This is a genomic window from Escherichia sp. HH26CH (assembly GCF_009820205.1).
In the GTDB taxonomy this organism is placed as follows: domain Bacteria; phylum Pseudomonadota; class Gammaproteobacteria; order Enterobacterales; family Enterobacteriaceae; genus Escherichia; species Escherichia coli_F.
Map to the genome: position 1 here is coordinate 37,061 of NZ_VNXM01000044.1, position 23,256 is coordinate 60,316.

At 50.1% G+C, this 23,256-nt stretch carries 18 protein-coding genes and 1 pseudogene; 11 read left to right on the forward strand and 8 right to left on the reverse strand.

Annotated features, from left to right (window positions below; translation table 11 throughout):
- Positions 1 to 31 precede the first annotated feature (31 nt).
- The 8 genes and pseudogenes from FQ015_RS15800 (at position 32) to FQ015_RS15830 (ending at position 6,942) form a co-directional block, all read left to right on the forward strand.
- On the forward strand, positions 32 to 817 hold the full coding sequence (locus tag FQ015_RS15800; protein ID WP_000059678.1) for a DeoR/GlpR family DNA-binding transcription regulator: 786 nt from the start codon (positions 32 to 34) through the stop codon (positions 815 to 817).
- 98 nt (positions 818 to 915) lie between these two features.
- On the forward strand, positions 916 to 1,515 hold the full coding sequence (gene yihX, locus FQ015_RS15805; protein ID WP_032304198.1) for a glucose-1-phosphatase: 600 nt from the start codon (positions 916 to 918) through the stop codon (positions 1,513 to 1,515).
- Positions 1,509 to 2,381: a virulence factor BrkB family protein gene (locus FQ015_RS15810; RefSeq protein ID WP_032185608.1), complete on the forward strand. Its 873-nt coding sequence runs from the start codon at positions 1,509 to 1,511 to the stop codon at positions 2,379 to 2,381. Before yihX ends, FQ015_RS15810 begins: the two co-directional genes overlap by 7 nt.
- A complete protein-coding gene (dtd, locus tag FQ015_RS15815) occupies positions 2,378 to 2,815 on the forward strand; it encodes a D-aminoacyl-tRNA deacylase (protein ID WP_000560983.1) in 438 nt (145 codons plus the stop codon). Before FQ015_RS15810 ends, dtd begins: the two co-directional genes overlap by 4 nt.
- Before the next feature lie 44 nt (positions 2,816 to 2,859).
- A complete protein-coding gene (gene fabY, locus FQ015_RS15820) occupies positions 2,860 to 3,801 on the forward strand; it encodes a fatty acid biosynthesis protein FabY (protein WP_001297068.1) in 942 nt (313 codons plus the stop codon).
- A gap of 414 nt (positions 3,802 to 4,215) precedes the next feature.
- Positions 4,216 to 5,103 (forward strand): annotated as a pseudogene (locus tag FQ015_RS24630) (hypothetical protein); the annotation flags it as partial.
- A 12-nt stretch (positions 5,104 to 5,115) separates the two neighbouring features.
- Complete coding sequence (locus tag FQ015_RS24270) at positions 5,116 to 6,030, forward strand: transposase (protein ID WP_337191370.1); 915 nt, start codon at positions 5,116 to 5,118, stop codon at positions 6,028 to 6,030.
- Positions 6,031 to 6,723: 693 nt separating this feature from the next.
- Positions 6,724 to 6,942, forward strand: a complete 219-nt coding sequence (locus FQ015_RS15830; protein WP_123059859.1) for a CopG family transcriptional regulator — start codon at positions 6,724 to 6,726, stop codon at positions 6,940 to 6,942.
- Between the two features lie 214 nt (positions 6,943 to 7,156).
- Here the strand turns inward: FQ015_RS15830 and fdhE are convergent, their stop codons facing one another.
- Genes fdhE through fdnG form a run of 4 tightly spaced genes read right to left on the reverse strand, consistent with a single transcriptional unit; the run spans position 7,157 to position 12,680 of the window.
- Positions 7,157 to 8,086 (reverse strand): formate dehydrogenase accessory protein FdhE, encoded by a 930-nt coding sequence (gene fdhE, locus FQ015_RS15835; RefSeq protein WP_000027715.1) that lies wholly within the window; start codon positions 8,084 to 8,086, stop codon positions 7,157 to 7,159.
- On the reverse strand, positions 8,083 to 8,718 hold the full coding sequence (gene fdoI / locus FQ015_RS15840; RefSeq protein WP_000829013.1) for a formate dehydrogenase cytochrome b556 subunit: 636 nt from the start codon (positions 8,716 to 8,718) through the stop codon (positions 8,083 to 8,085). The genes fdhE and fdoI overlap by 4 nt, the downstream gene beginning before the upstream one ends.
- Complete coding sequence (fdoH, locus tag FQ015_RS15845; RefSeq protein ID WP_000331377.1) at positions 8,715 to 9,617, reverse strand: formate dehydrogenase O subunit beta; 903 nt, start codon at positions 9,615 to 9,617, stop codon at positions 8,715 to 8,717. Before fdoH ends, fdoI begins: the two co-directional genes overlap by 4 nt.
- Positions 9,618 to 9,629: 12 nt before the next feature.
- Positions 9,630 to 12,680, reverse strand: coding sequence for a formate dehydrogenase-N subunit alpha (gene fdnG, locus FQ015_RS15850; RefSeq protein WP_015953878.1), 3,051 nt, complete (start codon positions 12,678 to 12,680; stop codon positions 9,630 to 9,632).
- A gap of 193 nt (positions 12,681 to 12,873) precedes the next feature.
- Between fdnG and fdhD the strand changes: the two genes are divergently transcribed.
- The 3 genes from fdhD (at position 12,874) to FQ015_RS15865 (ending at position 18,165) form a co-directional block, all read left to right on the forward strand.
- Positions 12,874 to 13,710, forward strand: coding sequence for a formate dehydrogenase accessory sulfurtransferase FdhD (gene fdhD / locus FQ015_RS15855; RefSeq protein ID WP_160524251.1), 837 nt, complete (start codon positions 12,874 to 12,876; stop codon positions 13,708 to 13,710).
- A gap of 311 nt (positions 13,711 to 14,021) precedes the next feature.
- The gene (locus FQ015_RS15860; RefSeq protein WP_000105777.1) at positions 14,022 to 15,857 is read left to right on the forward strand and encodes an ATP-binding protein; all 1,836 of its coding nucleotides are present in this window, start codon (positions 14,022 to 14,024) and stop codon (positions 15,855 to 15,857) included.
- A 1-nt stretch (position 15,858) separates the two neighbouring features.
- Complete coding sequence (locus FQ015_RS15865; protein ID WP_160524252.1) at positions 15,859 to 18,165, forward strand: tetratricopeptide repeat protein; 2,307 nt, start codon at positions 15,859 to 15,861, stop codon at positions 18,163 to 18,165.
- A gap of 97 nt (positions 18,166 to 18,262) precedes the next feature.
- Here FQ015_RS15865 and FQ015_RS15870 read toward each other — a convergent pair whose 3' ends face one another.
- The 4 genes from FQ015_RS15870 to FQ015_RS15885 are packed head-to-tail and all read right to left on the reverse strand — an operon-like array spanning position 18,263 to position 22,979.
- Positions 18,263 to 20,011: a putative frv operon regulatory protein gene (locus FQ015_RS15870; RefSeq protein ID WP_160524253.1), complete on the reverse strand. Its 1,749-nt coding sequence runs from the start codon at positions 20,009 to 20,011 to the stop codon at positions 18,263 to 18,265.
- Positions 20,011 to 21,081, reverse strand: coding sequence for an aminopeptidase (locus tag FQ015_RS15875; RefSeq protein WP_039021505.1), 1,071 nt, complete (start codon positions 21,079 to 21,081; stop codon positions 20,011 to 20,013). The genes FQ015_RS15870 and FQ015_RS15875 overlap by 1 nt, the downstream gene beginning before the upstream one ends.
- The gene (locus FQ015_RS15880; RefSeq protein ID WP_021574865.1) at positions 21,071 to 22,522 is read right to left on the reverse strand and encodes a PTS fructose-like transporter subunit IIBC; all 1,452 of its coding nucleotides are present in this window, start codon (positions 22,520 to 22,522) and stop codon (positions 21,071 to 21,073) included. The genes FQ015_RS15875 and FQ015_RS15880 overlap by 11 nt, the downstream gene beginning before the upstream one ends.
- A gap of 10 nt (positions 22,523 to 22,532) precedes the next feature.
- A complete protein-coding gene (locus FQ015_RS15885) occupies positions 22,533 to 22,979 on the reverse strand; it encodes a PTS fructose transporter subunit IIA (protein WP_039021504.1) in 447 nt (148 codons plus the stop codon).
- Positions 22,980 to 23,256 lie beyond the last annotated feature (277 nt).

Sequence of the window (23,256 nt, forward strand, 5' to 3'; positions counted from 1 at the left end):
TGCCAGGGTGATGGTTTTTCGAGGAATTTTCATGAGCCTTACCGAACTAACCGGTAACCCGCGGCACGACCAACTCCTCATGCTGATCGCCGAGCGTGGGTATATGAATATTGATGAGCTGGCAAATCTGCTGGATGTTTCCACGCAGACGGTCCGCCGGGATATTCGTAAATTAAGCGAGCAAGGGCTGATCACGCGCCATCACGGTGGCGCGGGTCGGGCCTCCAGCGTCGTTAATACGGCGTTCGAACAGCGTGAGGTTTCGCAAACTGAAGAGAAAAAAGCGATTGCCGAAGCGGTGGCAGACTATATTCCTGATGGATCGACAATATTTATCACCATCGGTACGACTGTCGAACATGTCGCCCGGGCGTTACTTAACCATAATCATTTGCGGATAATCACGAACAGCCTGCGTGTGGCGCATATTCTGTACCACAACCCGCGCTTTGAAGTGATGGTGCCCGGCGGTACATTGCGCTCTCATAATAGCGGGATCATTGGCCCTTCAGCGGCGTCCTTTGTGGCCGATTTTCGGGCTGATTATCTGGTAACAAGCGTTGGGGCGATTGAGAGCGATGGCGCGTTGATGGAGTTTGATGTAAACGAAGCTAACGTGGTGAAAACGATGATGGCGCACGCGAGAAATATTCTGCTGGTCGCCGATCACACTAAGTATCATGCTTCGGCGGCGGTTGAAATTGGTAATGTGGCACAGGTCACTGCGCTCTTTACCGACGAGCTGCCGCCCGCTGCGCTAAAATCACGCTTACAAGACAGCCAAATTGAAATCATCCTTCCCCAGGAAGACGCGTAGAATTTTGTGACCGTTGACCTTGCTTCATAGCTGACCACATAGCCAAACCCATCCTTTCCCGCTACAGTTAATTTCTTGTGGCGCGAAAGGAGGCAAAAATGCTCTATATCTTTGATTTAGGTAATGTGATTGTCGATATCGACTTTAACCGCGTGCTGGGAGCCTGGAGCGATTTAACGCGTGTTCCCCTGGCTACGCTTAAGAAGAGTTTCCACATGGGCGAGGCGTTTCATCAGCATGAGCGTGGGGAAATTAGCGACGAAGCGTTCGCAGAGGCGCTGTGTCATGAGATGGCTCTACCGCTAAGCTATGAGCAGTTTTCCCACGGCTGGCAGGCGGTGTTTGTCGCGCTGCGCCCGGAAGTGATCGCCATCATGCATAAACTGCGTGAGCAGGGTCATCGTGTGGTGGTGCTTTCCAATACTAACCGCCTACATACCACCTTCTGGCCGGAGGAATACCCGGAAATTCGTGATGCTGCTGACCATATCTATCTGTCGCAAGATCTGGGGATGCGCAAACCTGAAGCACGAATTTACCAGCATGTTTTGCAGGCGGAAGGTTTTTCAGCCAGCGATACGGTCTTTTTCGATGACAACGCCGATAATATAGAAGGAGCAAATCAGCTAGGTATTACCAGTATTCTGGTGAAAGATAAAACCACCATCCCGGACTATTTCGCGAAGGTGTTATGCTAAAAAACATTCAGGACAAAGCCAGGCACCGTACCCGTCCGCTATGGGCCTGGCTAAAACTACTCTGGCAACGCATTGATGAGGACAATATGACAACCCTGGCAGGTAATCTTGCCTATGTGTCGTTGCTCTCATTAGTGCCGCTGGTTGCCGTTGTTTTTGCGCTTTTCGCCGCGTTTCCCATGTTTTCGGACGTCAGCATTCAGTTGCGTCACTTTATTTTTGCCAACTTTCTGCCTGCTACTGGCGATGTTATCCAGCGATATATCGAACAGTTTGTCGCCAATTCCAACAAAATGACCGCCGTCGGGGCGTGCGGGCTGATCGTCACAGCATTATTGCTGATGTACTCCATCGATAGCGCGTTGAATACCATCTGGCGCAGTAAACGAGCGCGACCCAAAATTTACTCGTTTGCCGTGTACTGGATGATTTTAACGCTGGGGCCGCTGTTGGCAGGGGCCAGTCTGGCGATCAGTTCCTATTTGCTCTCCCTGCGCTGGGCGAGCGATCTCAATACTGTCATCGACAACGTGCTGCGTATTTTTCCGTTGCTGTTGTCGTGGATCTCCTTCTGGTTGCTGTACAGCATTGTTCCTACCATCCGCGTACCTAACCGCGACGCGATTGTCGGTGCGTTTGTCGCCGCACTCCTGTTCGAAGCAGGAAAAAAAGGTTTCGCGCTTTATATCACCATGTTCCCGTCATACCAGCTCATTTACGGCGTGCTGGCGGTGATCCCCATTCTCTTTGTTTGGGTCTACTGGACATGGTGTATCGTCTTGCTTGGTGCGGAAATTACTGTCACTCTCGGGGAATACCGCAAACTAAAACAAGCAGCTGAACAAGAAGAAGACGACGAACCATGATTGCATTAATTCAACGCGTAACCCGTGCCAGCGTCACCGTGGAGGGAGAAGTGACGGGCGAAATTGGCGCGGGACTTTTGGTGTTATTGGGTGTCGAAAAGGATGACGACGAACAGAAAGCAAACCGTCTGTGCGAGCGCGTGCTTGGCTATCGCATCTTCAGCGATGCCGAAGGCAAGATGAATCTCAACGTGCAACAGGCGGGCGGCAGTGTGCTGGTGGTTTCCCAGTTTACCCTCGCCGCAGATACCGAACGGGGGATGCGCCCAAGTTTCTCCAAAGGCGCATCACCGGATCGCGCAGAGGCGTTATATGACTATTTCGTCGAACGCTGCCGTCAGCAAGAGATGAACACGCAAACAGGACGCTTCGCTGCGGATATGCAGGTATCGCTGGTCAATGATGGCCCCGTAACATTCTGGTTGCAGGTATGAGCCAGCTTCCAGGGTTGTCACGGGAAACAAGAGAGAGTATCGCTATGTATCACCTTCGGGTTCCACAAACAGAAGAAGAATTAGAGCGTTACTATCAGTTTCGCTGGGAAATGTTGCGTAAGCCCCTGCATCAACCGAAAGGTTCGGAACGCGACGCGTGGGATGCGATGGCGCATCACCAGATGGTCGTCGACGAGCAGGGTAATCTGGTGGCGGTAGGCCGACTGTATATTAATGCCGACAATGAAGCGTCCATTCGCTTTATGGCCGTTCATCCCGACGTGCAGGACAAAGGGTTAGGAACGCTGATGGCGATGACCCTGGAGTCGGTGGCGCGTCAGGAAGGTGTTAAGCGCGTGACCTGTAGCGCCCGCGAAGACGCGGTGGAGTTTTTCGCCAAGCTGGGGTTTGTTAATCAGGGAGAAATCACCACGCCAACCACCACGCCGATTCGCCATTTTTTGATGATAAAACCTGTCGCCACTCTGGATGACATTCTGCATCGCGGCGACTGGTGCGCGCAGCTGCAACAGGCGTGGTACGAACATATCCCGCTAAGCGAAAAAATGGGCGTGCGCATTCAGCAATATACCGGGCAAAAATTTATCACCACCATGCCGGAAACCGGCAATCAGAATCCGCATCATACGTTGTTTGCCGGGAGTTTATTCTCGCTGGCTACGCTCACCGGTTGGGGGCTTATCTGGCTAATGCTGCGCGAACGCCACCTCGGCGGAACCATTATTCTCGCTGATGCGCATATCCGTTACAGCAAACCAATCAGCGGTAAACCACACGCGGTAGCCGACCTCGGTGCCTTAAGCGGCGATCTCGACCGTCTGGCGCGCGGACGTAAAGCACGGGTGCAGATGCAGGTCGAAATCTTTGGCGACGAGACGCCGGGGGCGGTGTTTGAAGGCACGTATATCGTTCTGCCCGCGAAGCCATTTGGCCCGTATGAAGAGGGCGGGAACGAAGAAGAGTAGCTGATGGAGAGGGGCGGTGTAGCCTCTCTCACTCATTCAGGTCATTTACATCAGCCCCTGACTATTCCGGTTATATTGAATAAGAACGCTATAAATTTTTGTTCTTCGTAGGCACCATACGTGTCTTGCTACATCACTGTTCAGGAGCATTTAAATATTATTTGTAGAGGTGAGTGGCAATTATCGCCGATAATGCTTAATTCATCATCTTACTTCAGGTTTGAGCGATTTTTGATAGCCAAAACCCCCTCTGGTACCATACTTTTCTCATAAATATTTTTAAAATCTATAGCTAACAAACATTATGCAAAGATAATGGACTGGTATCATTGTCAGTATCATTCATTTACTGCTCTGGATGTTATAAATAATTATGTTGCATGTTTGCTCTTAAACCGTGGGAAGGAGGCTGTAATGGTTGCCAATATTAATCTCATTAAACAAGAAGGTTATTCTATTGTTAATTTAGAAAAACAACTAACGAGTAATGAATCACCGAAGCAAACGCTATTAAATCATTTTTCACTTTGCCTTAAAATGGAAGGTGAGGAGCAACTGTGCGATTGTGTTAACGAACTGAAACTCGGGTTGTCGAGTAATAATGAATATGGCCTGTTCAAAAATAGAGAAACCTCACTGTGGAAACGCAAAGTAACAGAAAGCGCAGCGCTGGCAATGACGGGAACAGTATATAAATTATTTGGTAGTCGCTTACTCAACGCCCGCAATCAGTTAGATAAAAACCTCCTCGAAATGGCTATGCAAATGGTTTATGGCAAAGATATGGTGACAAAGTCAGGGGATATATTGATTGATATACAATTAAATAAGGATGGCAGCCTCCAGAGTAAGCACTACACATTTGATGTAGGTGAAGTTATAAACAGTTATAATATTGACCTCTTTGTGAATGCCTCGAGTATTAATCAAACTTACTTACATGATAAAAAGCCTGGTGACGTTATTAACCTATATGGCGCTTTAGATAACGTTCCCCTTGTAGTTAAGGAATGCACAGGTAAAAATCATCAAATTAACGTTAAAGCAAAGTCGTCACAAGAAAGAAGTGAAAAAGTTGAGGGTATGTGTGAAAGAATGAGAGGTGGCATCTCTATGTTTAACCACACCACAAAAACAGCTGATAATATAGAGCATAATTTGCAGCTAAGTTTTCTCGTGGATTCACGGCCGTCGATCACAAATAAATACTCAGCCAAAGATGTAGGGCCAGATATACTTGCATTGCCCGTCAACGTATATCGGGCAGATTTTAAAATTAAAATCAATAACGAAGTAGAGAAGGCTTCGTCAATTGTGTTATGTGCTGTGCAAAAAAATCTCCATGCAGCAAGGAAGGTTCTTAGCGGGATAATAGGAAATGTGCCAAAAAATAATAAACCAAAAACAATCATTTTTGATTTGCGTTTTCTTAGTGCAATTAAGCAGAAAGTTTTTTTTGGCAATGAAAAACCGTTGTTTGTAAAACATACCGCAATGATGAGGGAGGCATGCCAGGATTTACCGCAGCCAGTGGAATATATTCCTTTAGACTGTGAAGCGCATAGCCATCGCAGCGTCGCCTTTGCCAAAACCGTGGTTGCACCTATCATGGTGACAGGTGTGGGCGCTGCTTTAATGTATACAACATCATCAGGCCCGTATTATGCGAAAAGTATTTCTGACTCGCCGGATATCGAGATGATAAAAAATCGTATGGCTGGATTATTTAACCACATGGGTAATTCTGTACAAACAAAATATCGGCCGGTTTTTGATAAATGGAATGAATTGGTAGATAAATTAAACCACGAAAGAAATACAGTACCGTTTGCGTGTTTGACCACCATTTTAGCAACAGCGTTAAATGAAACCCCAGAGGGGGATACGAATGTTGCCGTTGTGATGGGGTGTAAATCTGCGAAAGATCGCACGATATCCATTGTCCTTGGCAACTCGATGTTGCAAACACTCATTGAAAAACGCCTCGCCTATGGTGGAGAAATTGAAAACCTTTTTGATCAACAGGGATATTTTAGTTGCGAGTCATTAACAGCTGAAGAATTAATGATGTTAAAAGACCTTTTTGATATTCGAGTTCTTCATCTCTCTAACAAATTTAATGTTGGGTTGCAAGGTAATATCAACACGGATGTTTTACAAGATTCGTTTTTTAAAAATGTCGATTTCATTCATGAATCTAACTCGTATACCGTAGGGATGGGAGTCTGAAGAGTAAAACTCATTAGAATTACCAGAATTCGGCCAATGCATTGCAAAAATGACATACAAAGAGAGAAGTGTGCAGGCACTTAGCCGCGAGGGGCATGGTTATGCCATACAGAAAGCACCAGCATTCAGAACTCCTGTGAAAGCGGCATAGTGCCGCCTGCTCAGGAGTTTTACTATGACCCGTAATCGTGCTTAACGTTACCATCCTATGATTCGATTAAAAAAACTCACCGTCGCGCTGATGATTGACGTCAATGCTATCGGATGATACCGGGGTGTTCCGGAAGGAATTCCTTGTTTCCCGAACTGTTACCCACAAAATTATAACGACGAGCAAGTAAAGACCGGTTGGCGGCAGCATTGACCGGTCTGTGATGGATGTTAAATTTCACCTTAAATCCTGGTGCTGTTAGGATGCTGACGTTTTTCGGGTACACCATTCAGATTATGCAAATGAAGACCCAATCAAAAAATAAATATCCTGAATATAATATATTTATAGCACCCATATCTCATCCTGGGCGATAACCAAACCATTTTTGATTAACAAATGAAACAACTGCAACGTTCTTATTATTTCTGGAAAACGTCTCGCAAAAACAAAACAGCATGCAAAAATCCGCTTTTTTTAAATGATTTTTCGGCGTAATTTTCGCACATACATTAATGAGTAATATATGTAAGGTATTGGTAATGGTGATGAATACGGTTTTTCTTCATTTATCAGAAGAGGCAATTAAACGGCTGAACAAGCTTAGGGGCTGGCGTAAGGTTTCACGATCTGCAATTTTACGCGAAGCGGTAGAGCAATATCTGGAACGTCAGCAATTCCCGGTGCGTAAGGCAAAAGGCGGGAGGCAAAGGGAGGAGGTAGTTGGTGTTGATGATGAGTGTCAGGAGCATAAGGAATGACAAAAATTTTTTCATTCTTGAATATAAAAAACAGATGCCCTTATTCTGGTATTAATACAAGGCTGTTTTACTTGAACTTATAATTACTGCAACTGTTACATCATATCTGGAAAACGCCTCGCAAAATACGAGAGATTTTGCGGGAATAGCAGGTATCGTCATACCCTATGAACTGTAATCCGGGCGACCAGCGCCACCCGGAAAACGTCAGAGATTACTCCCCTTCACCCGGAAACAGGAACGGGTTAATGGAACTGCGGGCGTAGCCTTCTTGCTCCATTCGCGCATCCAGTACCAGAGAGGCGAGGTCATCTGCCACGGCTTCAACTTTCGGTTCTTTTTCCTGATAAAGAATCTTCAGGTAAGTGCCACAGTCATCGCAGCTTTCGGCTTTAATCGCGGCCTGTTCGTCATCCAGCGACCAGTAATGCAGTTTGCCGCTCTGTTCACAGTTGCTGCATTTTACGCGCACTACGTGCCATTCGGTTTCACACAGGTTGCAGTGCAGGTAACGCAGACCCTGAGTGGTGCCAATTTGCACCATACTGGACACCGGCATAGAACCACAAACCGGGCAATATTGACGTTGCTCGCCGTATTCAGCGCGGGCTTTGCCCGGGATCAGATTGGCCATCTGCGCCCAGTAGAGTGACAGTGCAGCCCAGATAAACGGCGCTTTATCGCTGCTGACGGACGAGAAATCAGAGGCAAACAGTGCGCTGGCCATATCTTCCAGCTCCTGGCTTGATGCCTTCTCCAGATTCTCAATCACTGCCAGCGCCGGGCCGCTCATTTCAGGTTTCAGCTCAGCAATCATTGCCATCAGCAGCTTTTGCCAGTGCTTGTCACGCGGCAAAACGTGAATATCCAGCGGTGGCTTGCCTTGTGCGCTGGCTTCTTTAATGCGCGCGGTCAGATCCATCTCCAGCGGATGGTCGTACAGCACCACTTCCTGGGCGTGGGCGATAAGCGCAGCAAAACGCAGGTAATCACCCAGCGGATTATTTTCTGCCAGCTCGCGCAGACGTTCAGCGCGGCGGTTGTATAAATTTTTGAGCCGAGGGAACAATAACGGCGGAATCATATCCGCCGTACGTTTCTCGCTCGAACCCAGCTCATCTTGCGGGATTATGCGAATACTCATTCAGCTTTCTTTTCCGTTGTCTTGCGGACCTCACGGTACCAGCGCGGGTGATGTTTCTTCGCCCAGGCGCTGGTAACCCATCCTTCCACCATGGCGGTAATCGTGCCTTTCACCCAAAGGGCGGCGTAGATATGCACCATGATAACCACAATTAACGCCACTGCGGCAAATGAATGCAGCATTAACGCGAATCGGATCACCGGGATTGAGAAAGCAGGCGCAAAATAAGGACGCCAGATAATCACGCCGCTCACCAGCAGCAGAACCAGGAAAATAATCGCCGCCCAGAAAACGCATTTCTGACCGAAGTTATAACGCCCGGTGTCACCTACTTCCTCGTTGACGACGATCTTACGAATATTCTTCGCCCAAAAGATATCATCCCGATTGATTAGGTTGTGATGCCAGTAACGGAAAAACATGATGATGAACGAGGCAAACATAACCACGCCGACAAACGGGTGCAGAATTCGCGCCAGCTGCGGTGTGCCCATGATTTGCATCAACCAGTTGAAGGACGGGAACAAAAAGCCCAGCCCGCTCACCGCCGCCAGGATGAAGCAGAAGGCGGTGATCCAGTGGTTGATACGTTCCGGCGCGGTGTAGCGCACGATGGTGTCACGTCGTTTCATTTGCGCTCCTCGTCTTTCTCTTCGTGCAGATTATTCTCTTCCTCATCCGCACGGTTCGGACCGACACCCACGTAGTGGAAGATACTGGCTGCGAAGGTAGCCGCAAAGCCAACAGCTGCGAGCGGTTTCCAGATGCCTTTCCAGAATTTCACGGTTTCGCTGATTTCCGGGTTCTCCGGCAAGCCATGATACAGATTTGGCTTGTCAGCATGGTGCAGCACGTACATGACGTGTGTACCACCAACGCCTGCCGGATCGTACAGACCCGCATTGTCGTAACCGCGAGTTTTCAGCTCCGCCACGCGCTCGCTCGCCAGCGTTTTCATCGACTCTTTCGTACCGAAGTGAATCGCGCCCGTTGGGCAGGTCTTCACGCAGGCCGGTTCTTGCCCAACCACCACGCGGTCAACGCACAGTGTACATTTGTAGACGCGGTTGTCTTCCGGGTTGAGGCGCGGAATGTCGAACGGACAGCCCGCAATGCAATAACCGCAGCCGATGCACTGCTCGGACTGGAAGTCGACGATACCGTTGGCATACTGAATAATTGCTCCTTCCGCCGGGCACGCTTTCAGGCAGCCTGGATCGGAACAGTGCATACAGCCGTCTTTGCGGATCAGCCATTCCAGTTTGTCGTTCTGCTCCACTTCCGAGAAGCGCATTACCGTCCACGATTTGGCGCTTAAATCATTGGGGTTGTCGTACACCCCAATGTTATTGCCGACGGTATCGCGAATGTCGTTCCACTCTGAACACGCCACCTGACAGGCTTTACAGCCGATACAGGTGGTGACGTCGATGAGTTTCGCCACTTCTTCCTGGAAGTCCCGCGCCTGAGGCGCGGGGGTCAGACCGTTAGTCGCGGAACGACGAATGATATCTTGAGATTGATAAGCCATATGTCGTCTCCGTTACACCTTTTCCACATTCACAAGGAAGGACTTAAACTCCGGCGTCTGCGTGTTCGCATCACCAACGAATGGCGTTAACGTATTGGCAATAAAGCCTTTTTTCGCAACACCTTCATAGCCCCAGTGAATCGGAATACCGATGGTATCGATATCTTTGCCGTTCGCTTTCAGCGTGCGAATACGTTTGGTCACCACCGCTTTGGCTTTGATATAGCCACGGTTGGAGGAGACTTTCACGGTATCGCCCTGGGCAATGCCAAGTTTATTCGCCAGCGACTCCCCGATTTCCACAAACTGCTCTGGCTGCAAAATCGCATTCAACAGCGCGTGTTTGGTCCAGTAGTGGAAGTGCTCGGTCAGACGATAGGTGGTTCCGACATACGGGAACTTATCGGCTTTACCCAATGCTTCGGCATCGTCTTTAAAGATTCGCGCAGCCGGGTTCGAGATAACGTTTGGATGCAGCGGGTTAGTCCCCAGCGGCGTTTCAAACGGCTCGTAGTGTTCCGGGAACGGACCTTCCGCCATCTTATCGAGGGCAAACAGACGCCCCATGCCTTCCTGCTGCATGATAAACGGCCCGACGCCACTGCCCGGAGGCGCTGCGCTGTAGTCCGGAATATCCCAGCCGGTCCACTTAGTGCCGTCCCATTTCAGCAACTGACGCTTCGGATCCCACGGGTTACCCTGCGGATCTGCGGAGGCGCGGTTATACAGAATGCGGCGGTTAAGCGGCCATGCCCATGCCCAGCCCAGCGTGTTACCGAGGCCAGACGGATCGGCGTTATCACGGCGTGCCATCTGGTTGCCCTCTGGCGTCCAGCTACCGGCGAAAATCCAGCAGCCACAGGAGGTGGTACCGTCATCGCGCAGTTGTGCGAACGAGCTAAGTTGTTGGCCTTTCTTGACGATAACCGCCCCGGTTGCCGGATCGGTAATATCGGCCAGCGCCTTACCGTTGCTCTCCATCGCCACTTCTTCCGACTTCGGCTCATGCGGGATGGCGTAGTTCCAGGTCATGTTCAGCACCTGGTCCGGGTTCGCGCCACCCTGTTCGGCGTACATCTTGCGCAAGCGCAGGAAGATACCGGAGAGGATCTCGCCGTCAGTCAGCGCAATCCCCGGGGCGTCGGCGCCTTTCCAGTGCCACTGTAACCAGCGACCGGAGTTAACGATAGAACCGTTCTCTTCCGCGAAGCAGGTCGATGGCAGACGGAACACTTCGGTCTGGATCTTCGACGAGTCCACTTCGTTCAGCTCACCGTGGTTCTGCCAGAAGTTAGAGGTTTCCGTGTTCAGCGGGTCGATAGTGACGAGGAACTTCAGTTTCGACAGACAACCGATCACTTTGTTTTTGTTCGGGAATGAGGCAACAGGGTTAAAGCCCTGGCAGATATAGCCATTGACCTTGCCCTCTTTCATCATCTCGAAGTATTGCAGGACGTCGTAGCCTTTATCCCACTTCGGCAACCAGTCAAAGCCCCAGCTGTTTTCTGCCGTCGCTTTATCACCAAAGAAGGCCTTCATCATGGAGACGAAGAATTTCGGGTAATTGCCCCAGTAGTTAACCTGGCCTTCCAGCAGCGGTTTCGGCGTGTTGGCGGCAAGGTAGGTTTGCAGATCGGTCTGCTTCTCGCTTGGCAGCGTCATGTAACCTGGCAGGCTCTGCGACAGCAGCCCCAGGTCCGTCAGCCCCTGAATGTTGGAGTGACCGCGCAGGGCGTTAACGCCGCCGCCTGCCATCCCCATATTGCCGAGCAGCAGCTGGATCATCGCCATCGTTCGAATGTTTTGCGCACCAACGGAGTGTTGCGTCCAGCCGAGCGCGTAAAGGAACGAGGCAGTTTTATCGTGAGCACTGGTTTCGGCGATGTATTCGCAGACTTTCAGGAACGCGTCTTTCGGCGTACCACAGATGTTTTCAACCACATCTGGCGTATAACGGGAAACGTGCTGTTTCAGCAAGTTCCACACGCAGCGCGGATGTTGCAGCGTGGTATCGCGTTTGGCGAAGCCGTTTTCGTCCAGCTCGTAGGTCCAGGAGGATTTATCGTACTTGCGTTTTTCCGCGTCGTAGCCGGTGAACAGGCCATCTTCAAAGCCGTAATCCTCACGCACGATCAGGCTGGCGTTGGTATAGGCTTCGGTGTATTCGCGGTTGAATTTTTCATTGTTCAGCAGGTACAGCAATACGCCTGACAGGAAAGCAATGTCAGTACCGGAACGAATAGGGGCATAGTAGTCAGCCACCGCCGCCGTACGCGTAAAGCGAGGATCGATCACAATCAGCTTCGCGCCGTTGTGAATTTTGGCTTCCATCGCCCAGCGGAACCCGACCGGGTGTGCTTCAGCGGCGTTACCGCCCATCACCACGACGAGGTTGGCGTTCTTGATGTCGACCCAGTGGTTGGTCATCGCACCGCGACCAAATGTTGGAGCAAGACTTGCTACCGTTGGTCCGTGTCAGACACGCGCCTGGTTGTCGACCGCGAGCATACCCAGCGCGCGGGAGAATTTTTGCGTTAAATAGCCGGTTTCGTTACTCGACGCGGAAGCACACAACATCCCGGTGGAGAGCCAGCGGTTAACAGTCACGCCTTCGGCGTTTTGCGCAATGTAGTTAGCATCGCGGTCTTCTTTCATCAGTTTGGCAATGCGATCAAACGCCTCTTCCCAACTGATTTGCTGCCATTTATCAGAACCTGGCGCACGGTATTCCGGAAACTTCAGACGGCTTTCGGAGTGGATGAAATCCACCAGGCCAGCGCCTTTCGGACAAAGTGCACCGCGGTTGACCGGGTGATCCGGGTCACCTTCGATATGGAAGATAGATGCTTTGGCGTTTTTTGCTCCGTCACCGAGGCTGTACATCAACAGCCCACAGCCTACGGAACAATAGGTGCAGGTATTACGGGTTTCGCGGGTGCGCAGCAGTTTATACTGCCGGGTTTCCGCGAGTGCTACGCTGGGTGCAAAACCCAGTGCCGCTGCCGTGGTGCCTGCCATACCGCCAGCGCAGATCTTAAAGAACTGCCTTCTGCTGACCTGCATGGATTGCTCCTTGTTTCGACATTGTCACGTCCCATTTACATTCGCTTGCTGCGTGTGCAGGGAGTGGGAGTTATTTTTCTTTGCGGAAGGGGCCGCAAAGGTCCAGAATTGGCTCAATTTCCCTCCATCCAGGAAGGGTTTGTAACAGAATACCATAATGTTGGTGTGTGTGTTCTTATCCGGTTAATAGAAAGTGAAAAAAACACAGCAAAAAGAAATCAAAAATGTGACAAATGTCACAGGTGTTCGTCAAATTGAGTTATGGCGGCGTGACGATTTACAACACCCACGGTTAGATGAGGTGGCGGAAGAGGTTCCCGTTGCGCTGGTCTACAACGGCATTTCGCATGTGGTGATGATGGCGTCGCCCAAAGACCTTGAATACTTTGCGCTCGGTTTTTCGCTTTCCGAGGGGATTATCGAAAGTCCGCGCGATATCTTCGGTATGGATGTCGTTCCTTCCTGTAATGGTCTGGAAGTGCAAATTGAGCTTTCCAGCCGCCGCTTTATGGGGTTGAAGGAGCGTCGTCGGGCGCTGGCGGGGCGTACGGGCTGTGGCGTGTGCGGCGTGGAGCAACTTAATGACATCGGTAAACCGGTTCAGCCGCTGCCGTTCACTCAGACATTTGATCTCAACAAACTGGATGATGCATTACGCCATCTCAATGATTTCCAGCCAGTGGGGCAACTGACTGGTTGTACTCACGCCGCTGCCTGGATGTTGCCATCTGGCGAACTGGTAGGCGGGCATGAAGACGTGGGTCGCCATGTGGCGCTGGATAAACTGTTAGGCCACCGGTCACAAGAAGTGGAAAGCTGGCTGCAAGGTGCGGTGCTGGTTTCCAGTCGTGCCAGTTATGAAATGGTGCAAAAGTCAGCGATGTGCGGCGTAGAAATTTTGTTTGCGGTGTCTGCCGCGACCACGCTTGCCGTAGAAGTGGCTGAGCGCTGTAATTTGACGCTGGTGGGCTTTTGTAAGCCGGGTCGGGCAACGGTTTATACCCATCCGCAGCGTTTGATTCATAATTAAAGAAATACCGCAATTCTGATTCTGGATTGCGGTTTTATTTTTCTATTAAATAATCCTCAATATATTATTCAGCATTTAAATAATAATTTCACCACAAGAAATTATCTCGTTAATTCCAGTTTATATCGATATACTCCAGTCGCATTAATCCTTTAAGAATTAACCATTATTTATATAAGACATTTTGTTTTAATCATCGCGTCAATAAATAAATGTTTCCGATGAGTGAATGCAAATAACAAACCTTGCACCGGTTGTAAAAAACAGCAATGTATTTTCAATAGTAGGTGATGGATTATGAGTATTGAAAAATGAGTACATTACAGTTACCTGGCAGTTCATATTCTACAGAAGTTAATTTAAACGGTTTAATTGAGGTGCTCAGTAAGCATCTTTACTCCACTCCCGTAGTTGCCGTGCGCGAGCTGGTGCAGAACGGCCATGATGCGATCGTTCGCCGCAGGATTGAGCAGCCCGATGCGCCAAAGGATAACCAAATTCGTGTAGTGGCAGACGTGGCGAAGTCCACCATCACCATTACCGATACCGGTGCGGGTCTGACAGAAAGCGAAATTCACGGCTTCCTGGCGACAGTGGGCGTGGGTTATACCCGAATGTTGCGCCAGCAGGATGACAACACCGGTTTAATTGGTATGTTCGGCCTCGGTTTTTTGTCGGCCTTTGTGTTGGCGAAAGAGGTCACGGTGTTGACCACATCCTGGCAAACGCCGGATCAGAGCTGGAAATACCACTCTACCGACGGGCAAAAATATACCGTTACGCCGCATCAGTCCTCGGCGCCGGGAACGCAGGTGATTCTGACGCTCAAAGAAGAGTACAGCCATCTGGCGAGTAATAATCTGCTGAACCGCGTTCTTTCCCGCTACTGCATATTGCTGCACGAACCGGTCTATGTCGGCGATGCCAGCGAGCCGGTAAATAAACTTCAACCACCGTGGCGTGAAGTTGCCCCCGAAGGCGTAACCATACACCGCGCGCTGGTGCAGCGTAAAAATCTCGCCTTTGCCGCCCAGTTTGAATCCTCCTTTGAACCGATTTGCACCATTCCGGTGGTGCCAGCGGGTATGAGCGATGCGGTCGGGATTTTATGGATTCAGGATGGCGCAACCTACGGCACCAGCGATAACCGCAACCTGTCGCTGTTTTTGCGCGGTATGTTACTGGATGATGAAGCGCGTGAGTTGTTACCTCCCTGGGCCGGATTTATTGGCGGCGTGATTGAGTCATCGAAACTAACGCCTACGGCGAGCCGGGAAGATCTCCAGCGGGACGAAACCTGGGTTGCGGTGCAGGAGGCGTTAAAAGAGGCGCTGATTTCTGGTTTGTCCGATCTCGCACAAAATCAGCCAGAAATCTGGCGGCGTGTATTAATGCGCCACAACGAAGCGTTGCTCGGTGCGGCATTATGTGATGACCGTCTGTTTGATTTGCTCAAAGATCGCTTGCAGGTGCCAACGTCAAAAGGGGCGTTGCTAGCGAAGGATTTACGCGTTAATAACAGCATTCATATTCTGTTAAGCCGCGACGGCGGTTTTGAAGAGATGTTGTTCCACATTCTGCAACGGCCCGTTGCCCGTGGCGATCGCTATGCGGTGGTGCCATTTTTACGTCGTTGGGCGCTGTTATATCACTGCCGGATTATTGAAGTCGGTACGCAAACGGGTAATGAGCAGTTGTTCAGCCTGGCAGAATTACCTGAAGAGCAGGTTGCTTATCTGGAAGAGCATCTTTGCGACGGCGAGCAATTAATTATCTCCCGCTTCGAACCAGCGGTTTTACCGCTCGTGGTCACGCCAGACCGCGAAGCAGAATTAAAACAAATTCTCGAACAGGATGACGCAGATAAACGCATCAGCACCGCAGCGTTAATGCTGGCGCGGCAATTTACCTCGCAAATCCAAAAGACTAAAACTTCAAGTCTGTATATCAATCTTAATAACCCCTGTGTCATGCAACTGGTGACGGCATTACAACACCATCAACAGCCAGCGGCAGCATTACGGTTATTAAAATCGCTGAAAGTGATTTTGTGCTCCAGTGGTAATAAAGAACAGCAGTGGGATTTACATCAGGCACTGGAAGATTTTACTCAGGTTATTCCTGTCTTAATTAATCAAGGAAAATAAAATGGATATATGGGAGTGGTATCACAAATATACTAAGGAGTTACGCGATGCCGGGCAGGAGTATATTCCGCAACTTATCGATGATTATTCGGAAGGCGTTATGCACCTGCAAATGGAAAAGTGCGATTCGCTGTTACCTGAAGTAAAAGCACTTACCCAGGTGGCAAAAAATCCGTGGCTGGAGATTTTTATTGGTCACTGGGAAATGCGCCATCGCCTGACTAACCGCGAAGAAGGTGAAAAAGTACTGCCTGACGTAGTGGCGCTGTTTGAAAAAGCGCACCGGGAAGAGACAAAAGATTGCCCACAATCTATCTGCGTTACCCAGGATTTATCCGCCTGCTACGAAAATATTGATGCACCTGGCTGGGCGAATGAACGTATGGCGGTATGTGAAGAAACCATCGCGCGGATTGATCCGACCTGGAGCTGTTTTCAGTGTTTGTCCACTGAATATGCCAGTGCACTGATAGATTCCAAAAGAGCAGAAGAGGCATTGGCGTACCTGGATCGGCAAATCGACGCGGTTAAAGCATCCGGTGACGATGATATTGAAGCATTATTGAATACCCGTGCCGATATTTTGATTGAACTGCAGCGTTACGATGAAGCACGCAAATTGATTGATGAACTGGCAGAAGAAAATGATTACTGGGGGCGCGACCGTATCAGTTATCAGTTGAAAAAACTGTATATCATGGCGTTGTGTGGACAGGACGAAGACGTATGGGCTGAGTTGCCGCGCTGGGCTGATCTTACGCCTTTTTCGTGGGGGATTTGGATCAAGATCATCACTGCGCTACTGCCTCGCCATCCACAAAGAAACAACTGGCAGCTGGCGCGCATCATCCAAAAAATGCTGGAGCACCGCTCGCAGGCCGGAGCGCACCGCAAAGTGGTTGATCTGGCGAAACTGCAAATTACCCTGGCGCTGGAGCGTGAATCCGTCTGGGTGGCCAAAATGGCGATGAAACTGGTCCAGCGGCATATCCCGAAATTACGTGCGTTACTGGGTGTTGATCGCGAATTTCTCGAACTCAGCGAAAAAATTGCCGCCAAAGAAGCGGAGTTGCTTGCTCGTCCGGTTGTAGAAGTACCTGAAAATAGCGACGAAGAAACGCAGCCAGATCCAGAAAAAGATGTCGAAATATTCCGCCGCGCCTATCTGAACACACCAGACGATACGGAGTTACTGGGCAAATTGGTCAATGCGTTAAATGCCTGTAATGCGATTAATGAGTCGATTGAACTTCTGCAACGCCATGTTGAAAGCCATCTTCAGGAAGATAACGGCCTGTGCTTTGATCTACTGGATCTCTTGCTTAACAGTGGCGATCAGCAGGCGATCGAGCACCTGGCGAAGCTGTATGAACAGGCGGGTCTGCTACATATGGCGCTGTGGTTCCGTGCGCGGGTGATTAACCAGCAGGAAGACTGGGTTGCACTGGAGGCAATTGGGCAACAGTTGCTGCAAAACGAAAAAGGGCGCGAGTGGGTTGGCGTTTATCACATGTGCGGCTGGGCGGCACAAAAACAGGAAGCCTGGGAGCGGAAGCTGGATTATTTACAGCAATTGCAGCAGCTTATGATTAGTCGTGAAGACGATATTCACAATCTCCAGTGGGATATCATGGCGACCGCCAGCATCCTGCAACAATGGGATCTGGTTCGTGCTATTGCCGCTGAACTGGAAATCGAGCTCACAGAAGGCGAAGGTTTTATTGACGAAAAATGGGGGCTGCTAAACATTCGCTTCCGGGAAAATTATGAATACCGCTATTACTATGCTCAACGTATTGGGCCGGTAACAGCAAGGATCATTGAGCCGACTTACCGCACCGATTATCCGCAACATGTTGATGAGGTTGTGGTATTCGATGCAGAAATGTTAAACACCCGCCCCGAAGACGAAGAAGAGCAGAAGAATTTCACGCCACTTTATGGTTGCCTGAAAACCATTATCCCCACCGAGTACGGCGAGTCCTGGTTCTGTGAAGGAGTCATGCCTGGTGAAGAAGAGTTTAATACTTTCCGTGAGGCGCTTCGTGAACGAAACTGGTACTACTGGAGCAACAGTAATGACGACTATACGTTAACGGACAGTCATCAGGGTGAAGATGCGCAGCCACTTCCCGCATTCTACTTTGTTATCAGTGCGCCGCGTTCAGTTTCTAAAGGTGATATCGACAAGATCTTGCACGAATTGACCGCTGACTGGGAACATCCATTGTGCTGGTGGCGTCTCGCCAAAGAAGCCGGGGCGAATGAAGAGAAGCATGCTGCTATTGCTGAGAGATATGGAATGTAAGCGGTACTAATGTTTGTCCGACTCTGGTGTAGCTGAACGGTGAAATCCCAGGTCGGACAACAAACTGTACCAACGGTGGGTCCAACAATTTTGTCTCTCACCCCTGGCGAAGTAACGCCATAAATGCCTCATATCCTGTTAACCCGGCAATAACCTCTGCCGGATGCTGGCACAATACGCTGGCAAGATAGCTAAATATTTTTAGCTCATGACGCGCATCGGCGGCGGCACAGGCGATCAGCACATGGTTAATGACTTCGTTATTCACCTCAACCGGTTGGGCGAGGGTAATAAAAAATCCACGAAAACGTCGTTCCTGTTCGCTCCAGCAATGTGGGATGGCGAGACGATTAACAATCAGGTTTTCGCCTTCGCTTTCGCGGGCGATGATCCGTTGTGCTTCATCGGCGGTAATGTGGTGTTGCGTCACTAATTGCGCACATATTTGCCAGGTAATATGTTGCCAGCTTTCACCACGTACATTCGAATAATGAAAACTTCCGGGGGCAGAAAAAAAACGCTCCGGTTGCTGGCGAATAAATGCCGTCGCCAGAAAATGTTTTATTTGTTCGATACCGGCAGCCGTAATGATATTTTTTACAGTGATGCAATTATTGACCGCGTCATCCAGTAAATAATGGCTGTTATTAATGATCAATAACGGCTCAATCTCTTCGCGAATGGCAACCAGTTCGCTTAAGGAGCGGGCAATAATCACCCGACAATTCAGGACGTCGCGCTCAATGGCGAGCTGATTAATAGTGGCAATCGCGTTTTGATCAGAGAGCAAAATGATCGGCTGGCGTTCGTTTTGATGCCGTTCCAGCGCACAGGCAAAATACAAACCGATCAGATCGCTGTCGAAAAGGGGAATATCGAGCTGTTCACGCAGTAGCGTAATAAAGTGCAGACTCATATCAAAGGCCGCAGGCCAGGCGGCTTTCAGGTTATTCATGCTGCTTTGGCGGTGCTCACCAATCCACACCGGCGCGGCAAGGCAACGTAATAAATGCCCGGTAATATTATCAACCAGCTGCGTATCAATAATATTCAATGACGCAATGCCCGGCACCCTTTGCAGCAATGCCAGCACATGATCGGCAGAAATTACCTGTGCTTGCTGATACTGTTTTTCTATCAACCCCGTCAGCGTTCTTACAGCGTTATCACCAAGAAACAGGCCGCTATATTCAACGATCTGTTTTATCTCGCTACCGGGATATTCAGGCCATATGTCAGTAAGCTGATTACGCAACGCGTAAATAGCCAGAATCAGGCTTGAGAGATAGTCGCCTTGCATCAGCGGCCAGCGACGTTGCTTTTCGCAGGCGGTGGTTAATTGTTGAAAATTGTCTCGTGTTACTCCCGACAGCGGAATTAAAAACGGATCTTTGCGTAAAAGATTCGCCAGCAAAATAATGCGTTTCTCTTCTGTCTCATCAATGAAATGGCCCAAACCAGGGCGACTAGCGAGACAAAAACCGCGTTCATAGCGCTGTTTCAGGCGGGGCAGGCGCTCTGCTACCCACGTTTCTGGCAAATTAAGCGCCGAGGCGAGTTGCGCACGGGGCGTAAAGGTATTCAGTAATAACAGCGCCAGCAGCCGATCGTCGTTATCGTGCTTTTGCAGCAACTGAAAAAAGCTGCGGCGCTCGAAGATTTCCAGCTGATAGCCCGCGTTGCCACTGGCGGAAATGCGGGCTTTGCCGTTAAGGGTAAAGTTGAGATAGTCAATATCACGCAGGATGGTCCTGCCAGAAACGCCAGTCTGTTGCGCCAGCTCGCCAGGCGTGCGTGGCTGTTGCTCCAGCAGATCGACAATCTTTAACTGGCGTTCGTTTAGCATTAATCCACCTGACGGAACTGGCTAAACGCGTTGACTTTCTCCGCGGTTAAGGTGGTCAGAAAATCCCGTATCAACGTGAGCAGAGCATCGTAATCGGCTTTTGAAATCATGCCGCTGTTAGCGTGCAGATAACGCGTTGGCAGGCACAGCGCGACAACCGGACGCCCGCCGCCCATCACGTTGTAGCGCCCGCCATCCGTCGCACCGGTTTTCATAGTGGAAAATTGCAGCGGTAAATCATTCTGCGTGGCACAGCTTTTTAACGCTGCTACCAGTTTCTGGTTGGGGAAGTAGCGCTTGTCAAACAGCATCAGCCCCGGCCCGTTGCCCAGTTTCAGCGGATATTTAATGTTATCAATGCCTGGAACATCGCCCGCGACAGCGGTATCCAGCACGATCACCACATCCGGTTTAATGTGTTCAGCCGAGGTTTGCGCCCCGCGTAGCCCAACTTCTTCTTCCACACTGCCAACGCCATACAGCGTAATTTCGGGGTTATTCACCGTCTGCAATAGCTCAGCCATCATTGCGCAGCCGATGCGGTTATCCAACGCCTTGCCGACCATTTTATCTTCGCCCCAGCAGGCAAAATTGGCTTCCGGGCTAATAAAATTGCCAATTTCCACGCCGCGTTTTTCCGCTTCTTCGCGACTGTTTTCGCCAATATCAATGAACATCTCATCAAATGACAGCGGTTGTTGCTTTTGCTTTTCGGTTAACGCATGTGGGGCGACGGAGCCAATTACACCAGGGATTTTCACTCCCTTGTGTGTGCGTATGGTTACCCGGTGGTTGAGCATCGACTGATTCCACCAGCCGCCAATGGTGGTAAAACGCAGAAAACCGCTCTCGTCGATGTGGGTGACCATAAAGCCGACTTCATCCATATGCCCGACAACGGCAACTTTCGGCCCTTTATTCCCCTTACGGGCAACAAAGCTGCCCAGACCATCGAAGGTGATCTCATTCACGCAGGGTTCCAGCGTGCTCATCAGAATGTCGCGAACTTCCTGTTCATCGCCGCTGACGGCGCTGGCTTCGCACAACTGTTGCAGTAACTCAATGTTCATGGACAAGCTCCTGTTGCGCAGCTTTGGCTTTGCGGCGTAACCATAATCCTTTCAGGACGATAATGAATGAAATGTTCAGCGCGAGGCCGATCGCCAGCACCAGATAAAACGAACCTACCGGCGACATCAGGCCGATCAGCGGGTCAAAGATACCCAAACCCGGTGCCAGACGTTTGATTCCGAAAGCGATCACCAGCACGCCGGTAATACCGCCCGCCAGCGTATTGGCGGTAATCATCGGCAACGGGGCTGCCAGAGCGTAAGGAATAGCCGGTTCGGTTGCGACTGTGGCACCGACCACTATGGCGCTACTGGCGGCTTCTTTTTCCTGTTGAGTAAACAGTTTGGGCGCAATGAACGTCGCAAGACCCGCCGCGACAGGCGGCATTAGCGCGACAACGCCGACGATGGCGTACCAGTCGTAAATGTGTTTTTCCAGCAGAGAGAAGCAGAAGAACCAGGCGGTTTTGTTGATGGGGCCGCCCATATCGAATGCCAGCATCGCACCAACCAGAAACGCCGCCGCAAACTTCATTGACGGAGGAATGGTGTTCAGGAAGTGCAGCAACCCGCCCATGAGGTCGGACATCACCGGTCCGATAACGTAGTAAGTCAGTACGCCAAAAACCAGCAGAGTAACGAACGGGATCAGCATGGAACCGAGCAGCGGTTGTAATGCTTTGCCAAGGCGCACTTTACGGAACCAGAAGACGAAATAGCCAATCGCCAGCCCAAGCACCACCGCACCGAGGAAGCCCGCGCCAGACTGGGTGCCGAGCAGGGCTTTGTCGTTCGCCAGATAACAAACCAGAAACGCCGGAGCGAAAGCGGGTTTATCGGCTATCGACGAGGCAATATAAGCGCCCATGATGGGGATCATAAAGGTGAAACCGAGATAACCGATGGATTCAACCACCCAGGTAAACGACGGCGCACCTTTCGACATATCGGTATACGGCAAACCGAACTGCACCAGCATGTTGGCAAGCGCCACTAGGATACCGCCACCGATGACAAACGGCAGCGCCGCAGAGACGCCCGCCATCAGATGGCTCATTACGCTGCCACTTTGCACTTCCTGTTTGCCGAGCTTCACGCCGCTATCTGCGGCAAAAAGTTGTGAGTTTGTCGGTAATTCACTGAAAATCTGGTCGATATTTTTCAGCGCCTGGGAGATGGCAATCTCATAAACCTTTTTCCCGGCAAATCGCGCGCGATCATCACCGCTCAGGCCACGCCCGGTAGCGAGAATCACGTAATCGGCAGCGGCAATCTCTTCGCTGGATAAGCGGTTTTCGACGCCGCTTGATCCTTGAGTTTCAACTTTAATGGTATGACCGAGAGAACGGGCTTTCTGTTCCAGGGCTTCCGCCACCATGTAGGTGTGAGCGATCCCGGCGGGGCAGTTGGTGATCGCGACAATACGTAAGGATGACTCCATCGCCACTTCCTTATGAGCTGAGGGTTTGATTTAACAAAGCAAGCACCTGGACGGCGTCGCCTTGTCGCAGTTGGTTGATAAAATCCTGGTGGATAATTTTGCGACACAGTGTGCCGATGATTTTGACCTGATCCTCTTCGCCACTTTGCGGCACGCCGAGGCAGATCCAGCAATTGACGTCTTCGCCATCGCTGGCTTTCCAGTCAATGGCCTGCGCTTTGCGAGCGAATAATACGAACGGTTGTTTAACACAGGCGCTTTTACCGTGCGGCACGGCGACACCAGAACCAAAACCGGTGGAGTGCATTTTTTCGCGCAGCAGCAGGGTTTGCAGGAATTGATGTGAGTCGGTGATAAAACCGTTTTGTAACGCCATTGTCGCCAACTGCTTCAGAACGGAATAAGTGCCATTGCCCTGAATATTCAGGTCAATACAGCTTGCAGTAAGTGCTGCCATTATTGGACTCCATGAAAAAATATTATAGTTAATTGTAACGGCGGGGCGGTTTTGTGATGAGCGCGGATATGTCGTGAAGTCGTGACAATATAAGGCAGAGTGAAGGATAAATTTTGCGGTGTAAGGCACATATTGATCGGAAAAATAAATGCAGTGAATAAAAAATCATTATTTAATGATGTTGTGAATGTTTAACTGTCGCACATATTTTGCAGCAAGGTTATTTATATTTGTGGCTTATGAGTCAGCGTGAATTATATCTAATATTTTTTACGAT

Coding starts and splice junctions, on each gene's coding strand:
- FQ015_RS15875 (WP_039021505.1), bottom strand. CDS start 21,081: ATGAACATTGAGTTACTGCAACAGTTGTGCGAAGCCAGCGCCGTCAGC.
- FQ015_RS15885 (WP_039021504.1), bottom strand. CDS start 22,979: ATGGCAGCACTTACTGCAAGCTGTATTGACCTGAATATTCAGGGCAAT.
- dtd (WP_000560983.1), top strand. CDS start 2,378: ATGATTGCATTAATTCAACGCGTAACCCGTGCCAGCGTCACCGTGGAG.
- fdhE (WP_000027715.1), bottom strand. CDS start 8,086: ATGAGTATTCGCATAATCCCGCAAGATGAGCTGGGTTCGAGCGAGAAA.
- FQ015_RS15810 (WP_032185608.1), top strand. CDS start 1,509: ATGCTAAAAAACATTCAGGACAAAGCCAGGCACCGTACCCGTCCGCTA.
- FQ015_RS15880 (WP_021574865.1), bottom strand. CDS start 22,522: ATGGAGTCATCCTTACGTATTGTCGCGATCACCAACTGCCCCGCCGGG.
- FQ015_RS15870 (WP_160524253.1), bottom strand. CDS start 20,011: ATGCTAAACGAACGCCAGTTAAAGATTGTCGATCTGCTGGAGCAACAG.
- FQ015_RS15800 (WP_000059678.1), top strand. CDS start 32: ATGAGCCTTACCGAACTAACCGGTAACCCGCGGCACGACCAACTCCTC.
- FQ015_RS15860 (WP_000105777.1), top strand. CDS start 14,022: ATGAGTACATTACAGTTACCTGGCAGTTCATATTCTACAGAAGTTAAT.
- fdoI (WP_000829013.1), bottom strand. CDS start 8,718: ATGAAACGACGTGACACCATCGTGCGCTACACCGCGCCGGAACGTATC.
- yihX (WP_032304198.1), top strand. CDS start 916: ATGCTCTATATCTTTGATTTAGGTAATGTGATTGTCGATATCGACTTT.
- FQ015_RS15830 (WP_123059859.1), top strand. CDS start 6,724: ATGGTGATGAATACGGTTTTTCTTCATTTATCAGAAGAGGCAATTAAA.
- FQ015_RS15865 (WP_160524252.1), top strand. CDS start 15,859: ATGGATATATGGGAGTGGTATCACAAATATACTAAGGAGTTACGCGAT.
- fdoH (WP_000331377.1), bottom strand. CDS start 9,617: ATGGCTTATCAATCTCAAGATATCATTCGTCGTTCCGCGACTAACGGT.
- fabY (WP_001297068.1), top strand. CDS start 2,860: ATGTATCACCTTCGGGTTCCACAAACAGAAGAAGAATTAGAGCGTTAC.